Here is a 12785-nt window from a genome sequence, read left to right on the forward strand (position 1 = left end):
GATGTTCACACCACACTTCTGCAACGCGAGCGACAGATTCTCATTGGCCTTCAAACACACCTCATGAACATGCTGATAGCTCTCCTGATCCACACCCACCCAGTTACCCGCATTCAGATTCGCGGTGTTATTGGCCGTGAGCTCAGCAATATTCGCATCCGCCACCGCCGCAGCCTTACCGAAACTCGCCGACGTGGTGTCATAGCTCGCGTAGTTGACCAGAATCCGGTCGACACTCATGGAAGTTCTCCTCTACTATTCGCAGTCGATCAGGTCAGACAGTGGCATAGCCGGTGAACAACGAACCACCATCACCATCGGTATTAGCGATCAAACCACCATTCCGATTCAGCGCCTCAGCGATCGTCTCCAACTTCTGCTGCTCCGAATTACACACGGCGATCAACTCATCCATATGCGCAACAGCCTTGTTCGTCGTATCACCCGCATTCGCGGCACGATACGCCTCAGCAGTAGTACGCACGAACTTGATGTTCGCCAACGTCAACGCAGCCACATCATGCGTCTTCGCGGTACCAGCAGCATGCGCGACGGTGTTCAGGTCATAGATCTGCGGGGGCATGTTTCCTCATCTCGGTGTTGATCGCCCCGCCCGAGCGGCGGGCGGTCACGTCTTCTCCCCGATCGACGGGACATCGACGGGCACGGACTCGTATTCGGGATCGACATCCAGATAGACCGGTACCGCGGCCGTGTCCGGAACCGCGACACGCTCGCGCCGCCTCCCCTTGGGCCGCGCGACCGGCACCGTCGATCCCGCGGGCAGCACCGGCCTGAGGGGTTCCACGGGCACCCGCGGGAGCGGGGGTGGCGGGGCCACCGTCAGGCCGTCGGTCGCCCAGTTCGACGGTGCCGCCACCTGCGGAACCGCCGACGACGACGCGGTCGCGCGCACCGCGGCCGCGGAACTGGTGGGCCGGTCACCCCGGGACAGCCGCTCCAGCGTCGGCGAGCCCGGGCGTGCCCCGAAGTAGCCGGTGGTCGACGTTCGGTTGTCCGAACCGACCGTGGACAGGATCTGGCTCAACGGCTGGGAGACGACGGTGCCGCCGGCCGCGTGTACAACGCTCGTGCCCGGCACGGCCACCTGCTGCGCGGCCGTGAGCGCGGCGCCCCCGCCCAGTCCGACGGCCTGCGGCGCGAGGCCCCCGACCTGCTGCGCCAGCATCCGGCCGAGCTCCTGCCCCGTGGTGGGCCGGGCCGCGCCCGGCGTATCGGGGGACTTGGATTCGGCACTGAGCGCGGTGGAGACGCCTTGCTCGACACGATGCGTGTTCACCACGATCGTCTGCATCAGCTTCGTTCCGGACAGCACACCGCCCGCGGTGCGCATCGCGAGCATGCTGGCAACGGCGTACGCGCCCTGCGCGGCGAGGGTCATCTTGGTGACCACGGCATCGCCGACCGACGCCGCACCCGCGGCGGCCGCCGGGATCGGCACGCCGATCGACGTCGCTACCGGTGCAGGAGGGACGAACGGCTCGAAGCTCATGTTCGCCACCGAGTTGGCGAGGTACACCGCCATCATCGACGCGTTCTGCGCCCACATTCCCGCGTACTGCGCTTCGTTCGCGGCGATGGCCGCGGTGTTGACCCCCAGGAAGTTGGTGGCGTTCAGCGTGGCGTTCGTGACGTGGTTCAGCTCGATCTCGGGCAACTGCGCCATGCCGGCCAACGCCGCCGAGTAGTCGGCGGCCTGCTTGGTGTGCCGAGTGGCGGCGAGGAGCGCCTGTTCCCGCAGCACGTCGTTGTGAGCGAGGTACATCGCGACGTTCCGCGTCATGAGGGTCGTCTCCGGCGCCTCCCAAGAGGCGGCGAGCCGAGGCAGCAGAGTGGACAGGAACACCGATCGCGCCGTCACCGACGCCGCCACGGCCGCCCACGCCGCAGCAGCCGCCGTCGCGGGGGCGGGCCCGGCCCCGGTCATGAGACGCCCGACGTTGACCTCGGGCGGAAGCGCAGGGAAGGTCATGTCACATCCAGCGTCAGAACTGCACGGCGTTATCCGCCATGATGTACGTCGAAGCGACTGCGGACAGGCTGACGGCGTACTGCGCGACCTCGGCATGATCCACGACCGACGCCGCCAGGAAGTTCGCGGCGTGCGCTGCGGAGCTGGTCGACACCAGCAGGGAGACGTCGTCGGCACCCGCGGGTACGACCGCGCCGATCGCACCCGCTGCACTGCCGATCAGGCCTGATGTGGTCGCGAGGTTGGCCATGACTTCGTTGGTTCCCGCCAGGAGCTGAATGGGTGCCACGTTCAAGCCCACCTGCCGTCCCTTCACTCGATTTTCATATTGCAACTAAAACAGAGATCCCACACTCCGTCAATCCCCAGTTACCCATGTTCTTCTATTCGAAGCACCTCACGGGCCTCTGCCGCCACCGCACGCTCGCCCGTGTCGCTGAGCTCGCCGCCATCGCGCGAGGGCTCGTTCACCCGGTCCTGATCCAGGCTCGCCAGGAAGCGTGCGAAGGTCCAGGCGTAGACGGCCGACTCGATGTCGCTGTCGGCCACTGCCAGGGTGGCGACGAGGACGGCACGCCGCAGCATGCGATCCCGCACCGCAGCGGCGTCCGGTGGGTCCTGCGCCACGTCCTCCGGAGACGCCGGTAGCCGATCGCGCGCGAGCTCATCCCGCAGGGCGCTCTCCTGCTTGCGCAGTTGGTCGAGCACATCGGACGGAATCCGCCCACCCGCATCCGGAACGCACCACGCGTGTTCGTTCGCAGCGACCTGCGCTCCGAGGTCTCTGACCAGGGCACGTGCCTGACGGTCCGCCTGTTCCGGGCTCAGCGAGCGGATCTGCTGCAGGCGTTTCGCCGACACCGTGGCCTCGACGCGGCTTCGCCCGCCGGGCAACACGGTGCCGGGTTCGTCCACGCCGACCAGGTTCTCCTCCCCGACGAAGCCGCCGTACACCCGGCTGGGGTGCGTAGTGGCGACCGCGGCCACCGTGTAGCCGCCCGCTGTTGCGTAGTGGACGAGCTGGCGCACCGGGTCGTCGACCGCCGCCCACCGGAAGCCCATCGGCTGGTTCCACAGGACCCTGACCCCGGCTGGGATCACGACATCCGGCGGCAGCCAGCCCGCATCCGAGGTGGTGACGGCCATGACCGTCTCGACATCGCTCACCAGCAATGCCGCCGCCCAATGCAGTCCGGACTCCGGGCCGTGGGGTCCGCCGCGCAGGGATCCGATGATCGATGCCACCGCGTCGCGAGCCTGCTGCGCCGCCTGGGAGAGGCGAGCGGACAACACGAGCGGTTCTGCGCGGCCCAGGATCACCGGTCCCGTCACAGGCACCGGAACCGGCGGTGTCACCGACGGGACGTTCCCCGGCTCCGCGCGGGGCGCCCCTTCCTGCGGAGGCAGATCCGGGGCCCGCCCCGGTCGCGGCTGGGCGCTGCCGGCGTCCACCATCGCACGGAGGCCCGCCGACACGAAGCCGCCGGCCGTTCCGGTGGTCGCGCCGCCCGCCTTGACGAGGTCCGCGAATCTGACGGCCTTCGGCGTCGCTCTCGTGACAGCCGGCGGCTCCACACGCACCTCCGGCTCCGACCTCGCCCCATCGACGGCCCCCGGAGTTTCGACTTCCGCGCCGGGCTCCGCTTCGGTGTCGAGACCGGAGGTGTCGTCGGGCGCGGAACCGTCCGCGGGCACGGAGTCGGGCGGCTCCGTCGGTCCGACGCGGGTGACCTGCCGTGAATCGCGCTCGTCCGGTACCCGGGCGGGAGCGCCGCCGGCCACCCCCGTCCCGGGCTTCCCCGGCGCGGGCGGAGCGGCGCCCGCGTCCACGAGCGGCACCGTCGAGTCGACGGCGACCGCCTCAACCACCGGCTCGGGGGCCGCGACCGCCTCGATCGGGGGTACGGAGATAGGAAGAAGGTTCGTCTGGGGGGCGACCGGAATCGGGCCGAGGCTCGGCGCGCCGCCCGATACTCCCGCCACGGGCGCCGCACGATTCGGAGCCGGTGTTCGGCCGAGCGAGAGGATGCCGCTGCCGAGCGACTGCGGAACCACCGGTACCGCGCCATGGGATGCTCCGCCCGTGCCGTTCACCGCGCGACCGCTACCGGTGGTCCTGTCCGCCCCTCGTGTCCGGTCGACACCCGGCGTGCGACCCAGTGCGAGGAATCCGGTCCCCGGTGCGGATGGAACCACGGCGTGGGGCTCGTCCGGCTGATCGCCCGCGTCCTCGTCCCGGTCACCATCGGGGACCGGGACCTCGAGGACCGGAGCAGCATCGGGAATCGGCGCGACATCCGTAACCGGAGCAGCATCGGTAACCGGAGCAGCGTCGGGGTCCGGAGCAGCATCGAGGTCCGGAGCAGCATCGAGGTCCGGAGCAGCATCGAGGTCCGGAGCAGCGGCGGCAGTACGGGCACCACTCACAGGCGTTCGCCCGAAGGAGAGGAAGCCGACCGCCGCGGAGGCATCGTCGTCGACCGAGTTCGCGAACGCGTCCAAGGCGGCTGCAGCGGCGTCCTGTCCGGCGGTATCCCGAACCTCGGCCTCGATGACCGGCTTCGCAGGCTCATCGGCGTGCGCACGGCCGTTGGACTTCCCGCGGCCGTCGTGCACGGCGTAACCGTTGCGGGCATGACCGTTCCGCGCGACTCGACCATTGCGCTCGACGGCGCTCACGCTCGCCCCCGGCACTCGTCCGAAGGCCATGAAACCACTGACGAGGCCGACCGGCGTCTTCTTCGGGAGGTCCGGCTCAGGAGTGGGCATCCTGTCGGCGATCTCGGAGACGCGAGCGCGAGCACGGCGATCAGGTACGCGATCCTCTCGCTGGGATCGACTCCGGCCTGCTCCGACTGCCGCTGAGCCGCCTCGATCTCCGCCTCCACCTGGTAGACGATCTCGGACTGCTCCAGGTTCACCTGCTGCAGGCTACGAGCGAGCTCGCCGAGGGCGTGCGAGACGTGCACCAGCGACTCGCCCACGCGGACGATGCCGATGAAGCTCTGCGCCCACCTGCCGGTCTCCGACTCGAGGAAGTCGACCACGTCGACCTCTCCGAGCTCCGCCGTAGCGGTCGTTCCCTCGCTCGCGACACGGAACGCGTACGACGATGCCTGTGCAGCGGAAAGCGCCCGCGATGCCAGGTCGTCCGGCGTCACCTCGTCTTCCCAGATCCCCTCGAGGAGGACGTCGGCGTGGGGGGTGTCAGGACGATCGATCACTGCGCGACCTCATTCATGCCGACTGACGACCGGGAGCACCCGCGGAGTGCATCGCCTCAGCCGCCTCGAGCTCTGGCAGGATCGCATCGACGAGGACATCGATCGTCTCGATGATCCGCTCACCGTGCGTACTGGTGCAGCCCACCGAGGAGCTGATCGACGTGACCGTCGACCGCAACTGCGCCGTCGCGATGGCCGCGCGCGCCTCGATCGCGCGCGCGCCAGCACTCTGGCCGAGGTCCGCACCGCGGTTCCGTTCGGAGCCCATGCCACCCTCCCGTCCTGCCTACGCAGCCGGCACACGGGTACCGGCCGAATCATTGTCGCAAAGAATGTACCACCACTATTGCAACTGCATCCGGCCGAGCGTTCACTTTCAGGATCGCGAGATTCCCAGGTCAGAGACTGTCACACATAAGCGACAATGACGGTTGTCGACCGGAAGCCGTTCACCGAAACCCGCACCACTGGCACACAGCCACAATTCGACCCCCGGGAGTTCGGTTTTGCGTGCCGTATCCGAGAGAGCCCCCGCAGCGCGAAGGACGCGCGAGGTAGCGGACTACGCCGTCACGCGCGACACGGCGCCGAGCGGATCCGTGTAGACACCGTCGAGCGCGGCCGCGCCGGCGGCCTGCTGCTGGACGCGACCACCCGCACCACTGACCCGCACCGCCCGGCCGGGCTCCGCCGAGGTGGCCTTGAGCGCGGCCGAGACGTGCGGCAGGATCGCGGTGTGGTCGGTGAACGCCTGGCCGCCGAGGATCAGGCGGTCGGGGTTGAAGATGTCCGCGACGAGAGCCGCCGCCTCGCCCAGGACGCGGCCGCGTTCGGCGACGATCGCCCGCGCCGTCACATCGCCGGCCTCCGCGAGCTTGTGCAGATCGGCGATGGTCCGTACCGGAAGCTTCTGCGCGCGTGCGGCATCCACCACTGCGGTGTCGGTGACGGCGTCCTCGAGTCGGCCGGTGCGCTGGGGGTCGAGCAGTTCCACGTTGCGAGTCGGCAGGTGACCGATGGTGTGCGGACCGGACTTCGGCGAGTGCACCGCGCCGTGCAACGCCAGTGCCACGCCCACCGTCTCGCGGCCGTAGACGTACAGCGTCGACCCCTGCGACTCGTAGTCCTCCGAGAGGTGCAGCTCGGCGGCGGCCATCGCCTCGACGTGCGGGGCCACCGTCACCGGCAGGCCGATCGCGCCCGAAAGGCGCTCTCCCAGTGCGACGTCCTTCCAGCCGAGGCGCGGATGGTCGGCGACCACACCGCGGTCGTCGACGCGCCCGCCGATCGCGATACCGGCTCCCAGAACGGTACGACCGTCCCAGCGCGCCAGGAACCGTCGGGCGCTCGTGGCGATCACCGACAGCACCTCGCCCGGCTCACCGCTCTCGGGCGTCGGGATCTGGATGGCGCCGACGACCTTGCCCGCAACGTCGTGCATCGTCACAGTGCTCACCCGGAACCCGATGTGGATGCCCAGCGCGAGCGGGCCGTTCGGGTCCACCTCGAGCGGGAGACGCGGGCGGCCGACGACGCCGCTCGCGGCGCGGTCGGCGCGTTCCCGCACCAGGCCCGCCTCGATGAGCGCGGTGACCTGGCGGTTCACGGTGGCCGCGGAGAGCTGGGTCTCGCGGGCGATCTCGTCGCGCAGCACGAGGCCGCCGCGACGGATCACGCGCAGCACGGCGGCCGCCGGCTTCTCCGAGACCCGCAGTTGCGGAGCGAAGACACGAGCGGGGGAGGCCGGCCGCGCCTGCCGTTCGACCCCGGCCGGACGGGCAAGGGGGTTGCGGGGCCGGGTCGTGCGGGCCGCCGCGGGGCGGACCTGGGCGGCGCGTGCCGGCGCGGTGCGGGTGGAAGCGGAAGCAGAGGCGGGAAGGTCGGCATGAAAATCGATGACGGTCATGGTTCCTCGAAGGTGTGCGTACGCCGCGACCTCCGGGGTTCACCCCGGGCGCAGACGTGAAGATGGAGTTGTCGAACGACTCGACCCGATCGACGGGCCGGAGGGAGTGCGAGCGCAAACGCTCAGCAGCAACACATTCGACAGTGCACGCGAACCATGGGGAGACGGCAACCCAGCGCGACGGTCTCATAACCGACGCGCAGATGGGCCTCAAGACTCCCGGACATGACTTGAAACTAGCACCACACACCTCGCGCCGCACAAGCGCCGTGACCGCTAGTGGGACGCAGATCACATCGATGCGCCCTCGAAAACCAGATGCGAAGCGCACGCACCGTTGTCTAGACTCAGCGTCATGCTCTCCTGAGACGTCCCCGGACCTGTTCTTCGCGCACCCGCCTCACCCGCCGTGCCGCGCCCCGATGGACCTCAAGGAGCATTCATGGCTACCTCTCTCGCTGTCTCCGCACTCTCCCTGCGTTGGCCCGACGGCACGAACGTGTTCGACGACCTCAGCTTCACCATCCCCGCCGGCCACGCCGCCCTGGTCGGTGCCAACGGAGCCGGCAAGAGCACGATGCTGCGCATCCTCGCAGGTCGGATCGTCCCGACCGCCGGTTCCGTGAGCGGCACCGGGGTCGTCGGGTACGTGCCCCAGCACCCGCAGGCGCAGCCGGAGGACACGCTCGCCGACGCACTCGGCATCGGCGGCACCGTCGCCGCCCTGCGCCGCATCGAGGGTGGCTCGGCCGAGCCCGAGGACTTCGAGGCCGTCGGTGACGACTGGGACGTCGAGGAGCGCGCGACCGCCGTCCTGGACGGCCTGGCCCTGAGGCTCGGCACCCTGGACCGCACCGTCGGGACGCTGTCCGGCGGCGAGGCCACCCTCCTGGCCATCGCCGGACAGCTGCTGCGCCGGCCCGACACCCTCCTCCTCGACGAGCCGACCAACAACCTCGACCAGCGTGCCCGCGGCCTGCTCACCGACGCGCTCGACCGGTTCGGCGGGACCGCGGTCGTGGTCAGCCACGACCTGACGCTGCTCGAGAAGATGGACAGCACCGTCGAGCTGTACCGGGGATGCGTCCGCGTGTTCGGCGGGCCCTACTCGCACTACCGCGAGGTGCTCGACGCCGAACAGGCCGCCGCCGAACAGGCCGTGACCACGGCCAAGGGCGACCTCAAGGCACAGCAGCGGGACCTGATCGAGGCGCGGACGAAGCTCGATCGCCGCAAGCGCTACGCCGACAGGGCCGAGGCCGAGAAGCGTGTGCCGCCGATCCTCGCGGGCCTGCTCAAGCAGAAGGCGGAGGTGTCGGCGGGCAAGCACCGCGTCCTGCACGAGGGCCGCGTCGACTCCGCCCGGGACGCCCTGGACTCCGCGCGGGAGGGCGTCCGCGACGACCGCTCCGTCCGGATCTCCATGCCCGAGCCCGGTCCGGGCCTGCACCGCACCCAGCTGTCCGACGGTCCGCTACAGGTCACAGGGCCGGAGCGGATCGCGCTGGTCGGCCCCAACGGGGCGGGCAAGACGACGGTGCTGCGGCGTGCCATCGCCGCCGCCCGGGAGGCCGAGACCCCGACGGTGATCGGCTACGTCCCGCAGGACGTGCGGTTCGGCCCCGCCGAGGAGGGCTCGCTGCTGGACGCCGTCCGCGACGCGCACCCGGACCTCGATGCGCAGCACGCGCACGCAGCACTGGCCCGGATGCTGTTCCGCGGCCGGCAGTCGGAGCGGATCGTGAACACGCTCAGCGGCGGCGAGCGGCTGCGGCTCGCGCTGGCGATCGCCCTGCTCGGGGATCCGGCACCGTCGCTCCTGGCGCTGGACGAGCCCACCAACAACCTCGACGTCCCGTCGGTGGAACTGCTGGTGGAGGCGCTGAAGGCGTGGGAGGGGGCGCTGGTGGTCGTCTCGCACGACCGCGCCTTCCTCGATCTGCTCGATCTGACGCGGGCGGTCGAGATCACGCGCTGATGCGACCGGCGTTCCGCGGAGAATCGGCCGAATTCCGCGTCGCGATCGCTGTGGCGGATCGCCGCGCAGGATTCGGCCGGATCCACAACGCGCGATCTCGATAAGCTGCCGGGATGGACGTGCTGGGCGGGGCGATCGCGAACAGCGTGCTCGAGGGCTGGGCTCCCACCCCGCTGGACGTCGATCGCCTCCGCGCCGTGTCCGACGGTGCCGGCCTCGCCCGGTACGTCGACGACGCGATCGCGCGGGCGATGGGGACCTCGTCGGAGGTCGGCCCTCCCGACCTGATCGACGTGCCGCGGGAGTTCACCGACACCTTCTACCCCGGTACCCGGATCCTGCGGAACCGCTTCGGCATCCGCGACGCGGACGTGCTGCGACAGCTCGAATTCGAGGTGGGCACCGCGCAGCAGATCGGCATCGAGACCGGCGCGACCCCTGGGCCGGCGTGCTCCGCAGGTACGACATGGGCTTGCGGCATCAGACCTTCTCGGCGGCGCTCATCGACCGGTACCTGGCCGACGCCACCCGCATCCTGCAGAACCGGCTCCCCCACGAGCCCGTTCGATTGCTCGGCGAGGAGCGCGACCGGCGGGTGTACTCGCACCACGCCGCGGAGGCCTACGCCTATCTCAACTGCGCGCACCCGTTCCGCGAGGGCAACGGCCGCGCGGCCAAGACGCTGCTGCAATTGCTCGCCACGAGGGCCGGGTACCGACTGGACTACGGTGCGGTGACGAAGAAGCGGTGGGACGGCGCCTCCCGCCAGTCCGCCCCGGACCAGGGTCACTACCGCCCCGACGCGCACGCCCTCTTCCGGGTGTTCGCCACGATCACGACCGCCGAGCCGGCCGTACCTCAGAGCCGGTAGGACTCCAGCCCCAGCCAGCCGGCCATCTCGCCGACGGTCTTCTCCAGCGCGGCTTCGGTTTCCGCGTCCCGCCCGCCGTCCTCCCAGGACACCTGATGCACCAGTAGCTCGCCCGCGGCACGGTCCGCCTTAATATCACACCGCGCGACGATCCGATCGCCGAAGACGAAGGGCAGGACGTAGTAGCCGTGCACGCGTTTGTGTTTCGGCGTGTAGATCTCGATGCGGTAGAAGAAGTCGAACAGCGCCTCGGCCCGCTCCCGCTGCCACACCACCGGGTCGAAGGGCGACAGAAGCGCGCGGGCCGCGATCGCCCTGGGCCGCTTGGCCTCCGCGTGCAGGTAGACGGTGCCTGCCCACCAGTCCGCCTCCACCGGGATGAGTTCACCTGCGGCCACCAGCTTCTCGACCGCCGGTGCCGCCTGCGCCGTGGACAGGCGGAAGTAATCCCGCAGGCAGCGCAGCGTGCCGATGCCGTGCGCCCTCGCCGACTGCCGGATCAACTCGATGAACGCGTCCTCGTCCGGGATCACGCGCTCGGCGAGCTCTCCGAGCACCGTCGACGTGGGCGCGTACAGCCGCTCGAACTGGCTGGTGCGCCCCGCGCTGGTGACCTCGCCCGCGTGGAACAGGACCTCGAGGCCCTCCTTCACCGACGACCAGTTCCAGCCCCAGTGCGTCTTCTCCACCACCTGATCGTGCTCGAGGTGCGCCTCGAGCGCGCGTGCGGTGAGCGGCGGCAGATCCGCCAGTTCGGCGCGCAACCGGTCGAGCTGGCCGGGGTTGCGCGATTCGTAGCTCGCGAACCGTCCGACGACCCGATCCGCGGTTCGACGGTGCCGCAGCAGCGGCCAGGTCTCGGGCGGGACCAGGGAGGCCTCGTGCGCCCACGCCTCGATGAGCCGGCGCGGTGCGCGATCACGGGCGCGGTCGAGCAGCGCGATGTCGTAGTCACCGAGCCGTGCGAACAGTGGCAGGTACTGGCTGCGCGCGACCACGTTGACGCTGTCGATCTGGATCAGCCTGAGCCGGTCGATCGTCTTCTGCACCTGCCGCATCGTCGGGGCGGCGTTGCCCGCGAACCCCGACTCGAAACCCTGTGCCGCCAGGGCGATCCGCCGAGCCTGCGGCTGGGAGATCTTCATGCGCCGGCGAGCCGCGGGAACAGGTACTGCTCGAGCATCGGCGCGATCGTGACGCCGCCGTGGTCCGCCGGGTCCAGCCACCGCGCCTCGGCGATCTCGGCGGCGGCTTGAGGATCGACGCGCAGGTCGGTGGAGAACACGGTGGACTCGATATCGGTGTTCGCCTCGTTCGCGGCCGGACCGCGCCAGGCGACCAGCAGGGTCAGGTCCTCCGTCGAGAGCGCGACGCCGAGCTCCTCGTCGACCTCCCGGACCGCGCAGTCGATCGCGGCCTCTCCCGGCTCGAGCTTGCCGCCGGGCAGCATGAAGGCATCCGTTCCGCGTTTGCGCACCGTGAGCACGCGCCCCGTCTCGTCCCGAAAACACACCGCGGCCACCGTCAACACGTCCATGCCGTCACACTAGCGACGAGCACTGACGGGCACCACGGACGGCAACGAGCGCACCCTTCCCGATCAACATCAGTCCCAGTCGACGGCGTCCTCCAGGTGCACCGCAACCGTCCTCCCGGTTCTGAGCGAGGCGAGGAGCCATGCGAGCAACAGGTAGGCCGGGAACACCGCCGGAAACGACAGGAGGACGATCCACTGCGCCCATATGCCGTACGAAGCCAGGAGCGCGTCGACCACGGCATCGAGGGCGCTCGAGCCGAGGGCGAGCTTCGGGTCCAGGAGGTAGTCGATCACCATCGCGGTGGCGATTCCGAACCACGCCACCGCCACCACCCCGATCAGGCACACGACATACCGCCGAACAGTCGGCCTCGCCCACCGGATGCGCCCGCTCACGGCACCGTGCGCACGGTGGGCAGCTGTGATCCGACAGGCGCCAGAGCAGTCCCGGGATCCGTGGTCGGGACCACCACGACCGGCGGGGCCACCGGCACCGGCGCGTAGCCGTCATCCTTCGACCAATTGGTGCCGGGAACGAGGACATTGCCATCGCCACTCATGGTGGTCCTCGCCCATCCGGTGAGCGTGCCGGGGCAGCACTGTTCAACGTGTGGAACCCAGCGCACCTTCGTCCGCCCTGCTATGAGGCCTCCGGCATTTCCTACACTGTCACCACAACGATCAGGAGACGACTGAAGATGAAGCGACTGTTCGCGGCGACGCTCATGCTATCGCTCGTCGCCGGATGCGGCACCATCACCGATATCCGGCGGAACCTCCAGACCATCGAGACCGACAAGGTACCCGTCGAAGGCACCGACGAAGCGAACCGCCTCCACGATCAACTGCGCACGCGACCGTCGTCCAACGCCGCAGAGCAACGCGTGCTCGAACTCATGCACGCCGCCTCCACAGCCCTCGCTCCACAGGTCGGGCAGCCCGTGTTCCGAGATCCATCCGACGGTGTCCGCACTGCGGCGTGCACGTCACCCTACGGTGGGCTCAAGAACGTGCACCTGACCGATCTCACCACCATGTGGGAGACGAACACTGTGCTCGATAATGCTGCACAGCAATCTATTTGGCAATCACTGAAGGCTTCGTGGCAGCAACACGGCCTGATCGCCGACAGCACGAGCGATGTACTCCACCGGCTCAACGAGGGCAAGCACGCACCGGAAGCGCAGTTCGAGACGCAGACGGCGATCTACACGACCGAGCGATCCACTCGGGTCACCATCACCGTCTCGTCGGGATGCCTGCCGAACTGAGAGCG

At 69.5% G+C, this 12785-nt stretch carries 14 protein-coding genes; 3 read left to right on the forward strand and 11 right to left on the reverse strand.

What is annotated here, in order from left to right:
* From AXK61_RS10930 to AXK61_RS10960, 8 genes are all read right to left on the reverse strand, one after another.
* Positions 1 to 240 (reverse strand): hypothetical protein (locus AXK61_RS10930; protein ID WP_156485633.1); only part of this gene is annotated, 240 nt, incomplete at its 3' end.
* A 34-nt stretch (positions 241 to 274) separates the two neighbouring features.
* Positions 275 to 583 (reverse strand): hypothetical protein, encoded by a 309-nt coding sequence (locus AXK61_RS24930; RefSeq protein ID WP_068746359.1) that lies wholly within the window; start codon positions 581 to 583, stop codon positions 275 to 277.
* A 45-nt stretch (positions 584 to 628) separates the two neighbouring features.
* On the reverse strand, positions 629 to 1993 hold the full coding sequence (locus AXK61_RS10935) for a PPE family protein (RefSeq protein WP_068745305.1): 1365 nt from the start codon (positions 1991 to 1993) through the stop codon (positions 629 to 631).
* A gap of 13 nt (positions 1994 to 2006) precedes the next feature.
* Positions 2007 to 2282: a PE domain-containing protein gene (locus AXK61_RS10940; RefSeq protein WP_156485634.1), complete on the reverse strand. Its 276-nt coding sequence runs from the start codon at positions 2280 to 2282 to the stop codon at positions 2007 to 2009.
* Positions 2283 to 2362: 80 nt separating this feature from the next.
* The gene (locus AXK61_RS10945) at positions 2363 to 4609 is read right to left on the reverse strand and encodes a hypothetical protein (protein ID WP_156485635.1); all 2247 of its coding nucleotides are present in this window, start codon (positions 4607 to 4609) and stop codon (positions 2363 to 2365) included.
* A 59-nt stretch (positions 4610 to 4668) separates the two neighbouring features.
* A complete protein-coding gene (locus tag AXK61_RS10950; RefSeq protein ID WP_068745310.1) occupies positions 4669 to 5217 on the reverse strand; it encodes a hypothetical protein in 549 nt (182 codons plus the stop codon).
* 13 nt (positions 5218 to 5230) lie between these two features.
* The gene (locus AXK61_RS10955) at positions 5231 to 5485 is read right to left on the reverse strand and encodes a hypothetical protein (RefSeq protein WP_068745312.1); all 255 of its coding nucleotides are present in this window, start codon (positions 5483 to 5485) and stop codon (positions 5231 to 5233) included.
* Between the two features lie 294 nt (positions 5486 to 5779).
* Complete coding sequence (locus tag AXK61_RS10960; RefSeq protein ID WP_068745314.1) at positions 5780 to 7123, reverse strand: ROK family transcriptional regulator; 1344 nt, start codon at positions 7121 to 7123, stop codon at positions 5780 to 5782.
* Positions 7124 to 7565: 442 nt separating this feature from the next.
* Between AXK61_RS10960 and AXK61_RS10965 the strand changes: the two genes are divergently transcribed.
* The gene (locus AXK61_RS10965) at positions 7566 to 9101 is read left to right on the forward strand and encodes an ATP-binding cassette domain-containing protein (protein ID WP_068745316.1); all 1536 of its coding nucleotides are present in this window, start codon (positions 7566 to 7568) and stop codon (positions 9099 to 9101) included.
* Between the two features lie 466 nt (positions 9102 to 9567).
* On the forward strand, positions 9568 to 9972 hold the full coding sequence (locus AXK61_RS10970) for a Fic family protein (RefSeq protein ID WP_156485636.1): 405 nt from the start codon (positions 9568 to 9570) through the stop codon (positions 9970 to 9972).
* Here AXK61_RS10970 and AXK61_RS10975 read toward each other — a convergent pair.
* The 3 genes from AXK61_RS10975 to AXK61_RS10985 all read right to left on the reverse strand — a co-directional run bounded on the left by AXK61_RS10975 (position 9960) and on the right by AXK61_RS10985 (position 11833).
* Positions 9960 to 11117 carry a winged helix-turn-helix domain-containing protein gene (locus AXK61_RS10975; protein WP_068745320.1) on the reverse strand — a complete coding sequence of 386 codons (1158 nt, stop codon included), beginning with the start codon at positions 11115 to 11117 and terminating at the stop codon, positions 9960 to 9962. The two genes, AXK61_RS10970 and AXK61_RS10975, sit on opposite strands and share 13 nt — an antisense overlap.
* The gene (locus AXK61_RS10980) at positions 11114 to 11509 is read right to left on the reverse strand and encodes an NUDIX hydrolase (protein WP_068745322.1); all 396 of its coding nucleotides are present in this window, start codon (positions 11507 to 11509) and stop codon (positions 11114 to 11116) included. Before AXK61_RS10980 ends, AXK61_RS10975 begins: the two co-directional genes overlap by 4 nt.
* Positions 11510 to 11578: 69 nt before the next feature.
* A complete protein-coding gene (locus AXK61_RS10985; RefSeq protein ID WP_156485637.1) occupies positions 11579 to 11833 on the reverse strand; it encodes a hypothetical protein in 255 nt (84 codons plus the stop codon).
* A 374-nt stretch (positions 11834 to 12207) separates the two neighbouring features.
* Between AXK61_RS10985 and AXK61_RS10990 the strand changes: the two genes are divergently transcribed.
* Positions 12208 to 12780, forward strand: a complete 573-nt coding sequence (locus tag AXK61_RS10990) for a hypothetical protein (protein WP_068745326.1) — start codon at positions 12208 to 12210, stop codon at positions 12778 to 12780.
* Positions 12781 to 12785 lie beyond the last annotated feature (5 nt).

Source organism: Tsukamurella pseudospumae, from assembly GCF_001575205.1.
Lineage (GTDB): Bacteria > Actinomycetota > Actinomycetes > Mycobacteriales > Mycobacteriaceae > Tsukamurella > Tsukamurella pseudospumae.

Coding starts and splice junctions, on each gene's coding strand:
- AXK61_RS24930 (WP_068746359.1), bottom strand. CDS start 583: ATGCCCCCGCAGATCTATGACCTGAACACCGTCGCGCATGCTGCTGGT.
- AXK61_RS10970 (WP_156485636.1), top strand. CDS start 9,568: ATGGGCTTGCGGCATCAGACCTTCTCGGCGGCGCTCATCGACCGGTAC.
- AXK61_RS10965 (WP_068745316.1), top strand. CDS start 7,566: ATGGCTACCTCTCTCGCTGTCTCCGCACTCTCCCTGCGTTGGCCCGAC.
- AXK61_RS10975 (WP_068745320.1), bottom strand. CDS start 11,117: ATGAAGATCTCCCAGCCGCAGGCTCGGCGGATCGCCCTGGCGGCACAG.
- AXK61_RS10960 (WP_068745314.1), bottom strand. CDS start 7,123: ATGACCGTCATCGATTTTCATGCCGACCTTCCCGCCTCTGCTTCCGCT.
- AXK61_RS10980 (WP_068745322.1), bottom strand. CDS start 11,509: ATGGACGTGTTGACGGTGGCCGCGGTGTGTTTTCGGGACGAGACGGGG.
- AXK61_RS10955 (WP_068745312.1), bottom strand. CDS start 5,485: ATGGGCTCCGAACGGAACCGCGGTGCGGACCTCGGCCAGAGTGCTGGC.
- AXK61_RS10935 (WP_068745305.1), bottom strand. CDS start 1,993: ATGACCTTCCCTGCGCTTCCGCCCGAGGTCAACGTCGGGCGTCTCATG.
- AXK61_RS10990 (WP_068745326.1), top strand. CDS start 12,208: ATGAAGCGACTGTTCGCGGCGACGCTCATGCTATCGCTCGTCGCCGGA.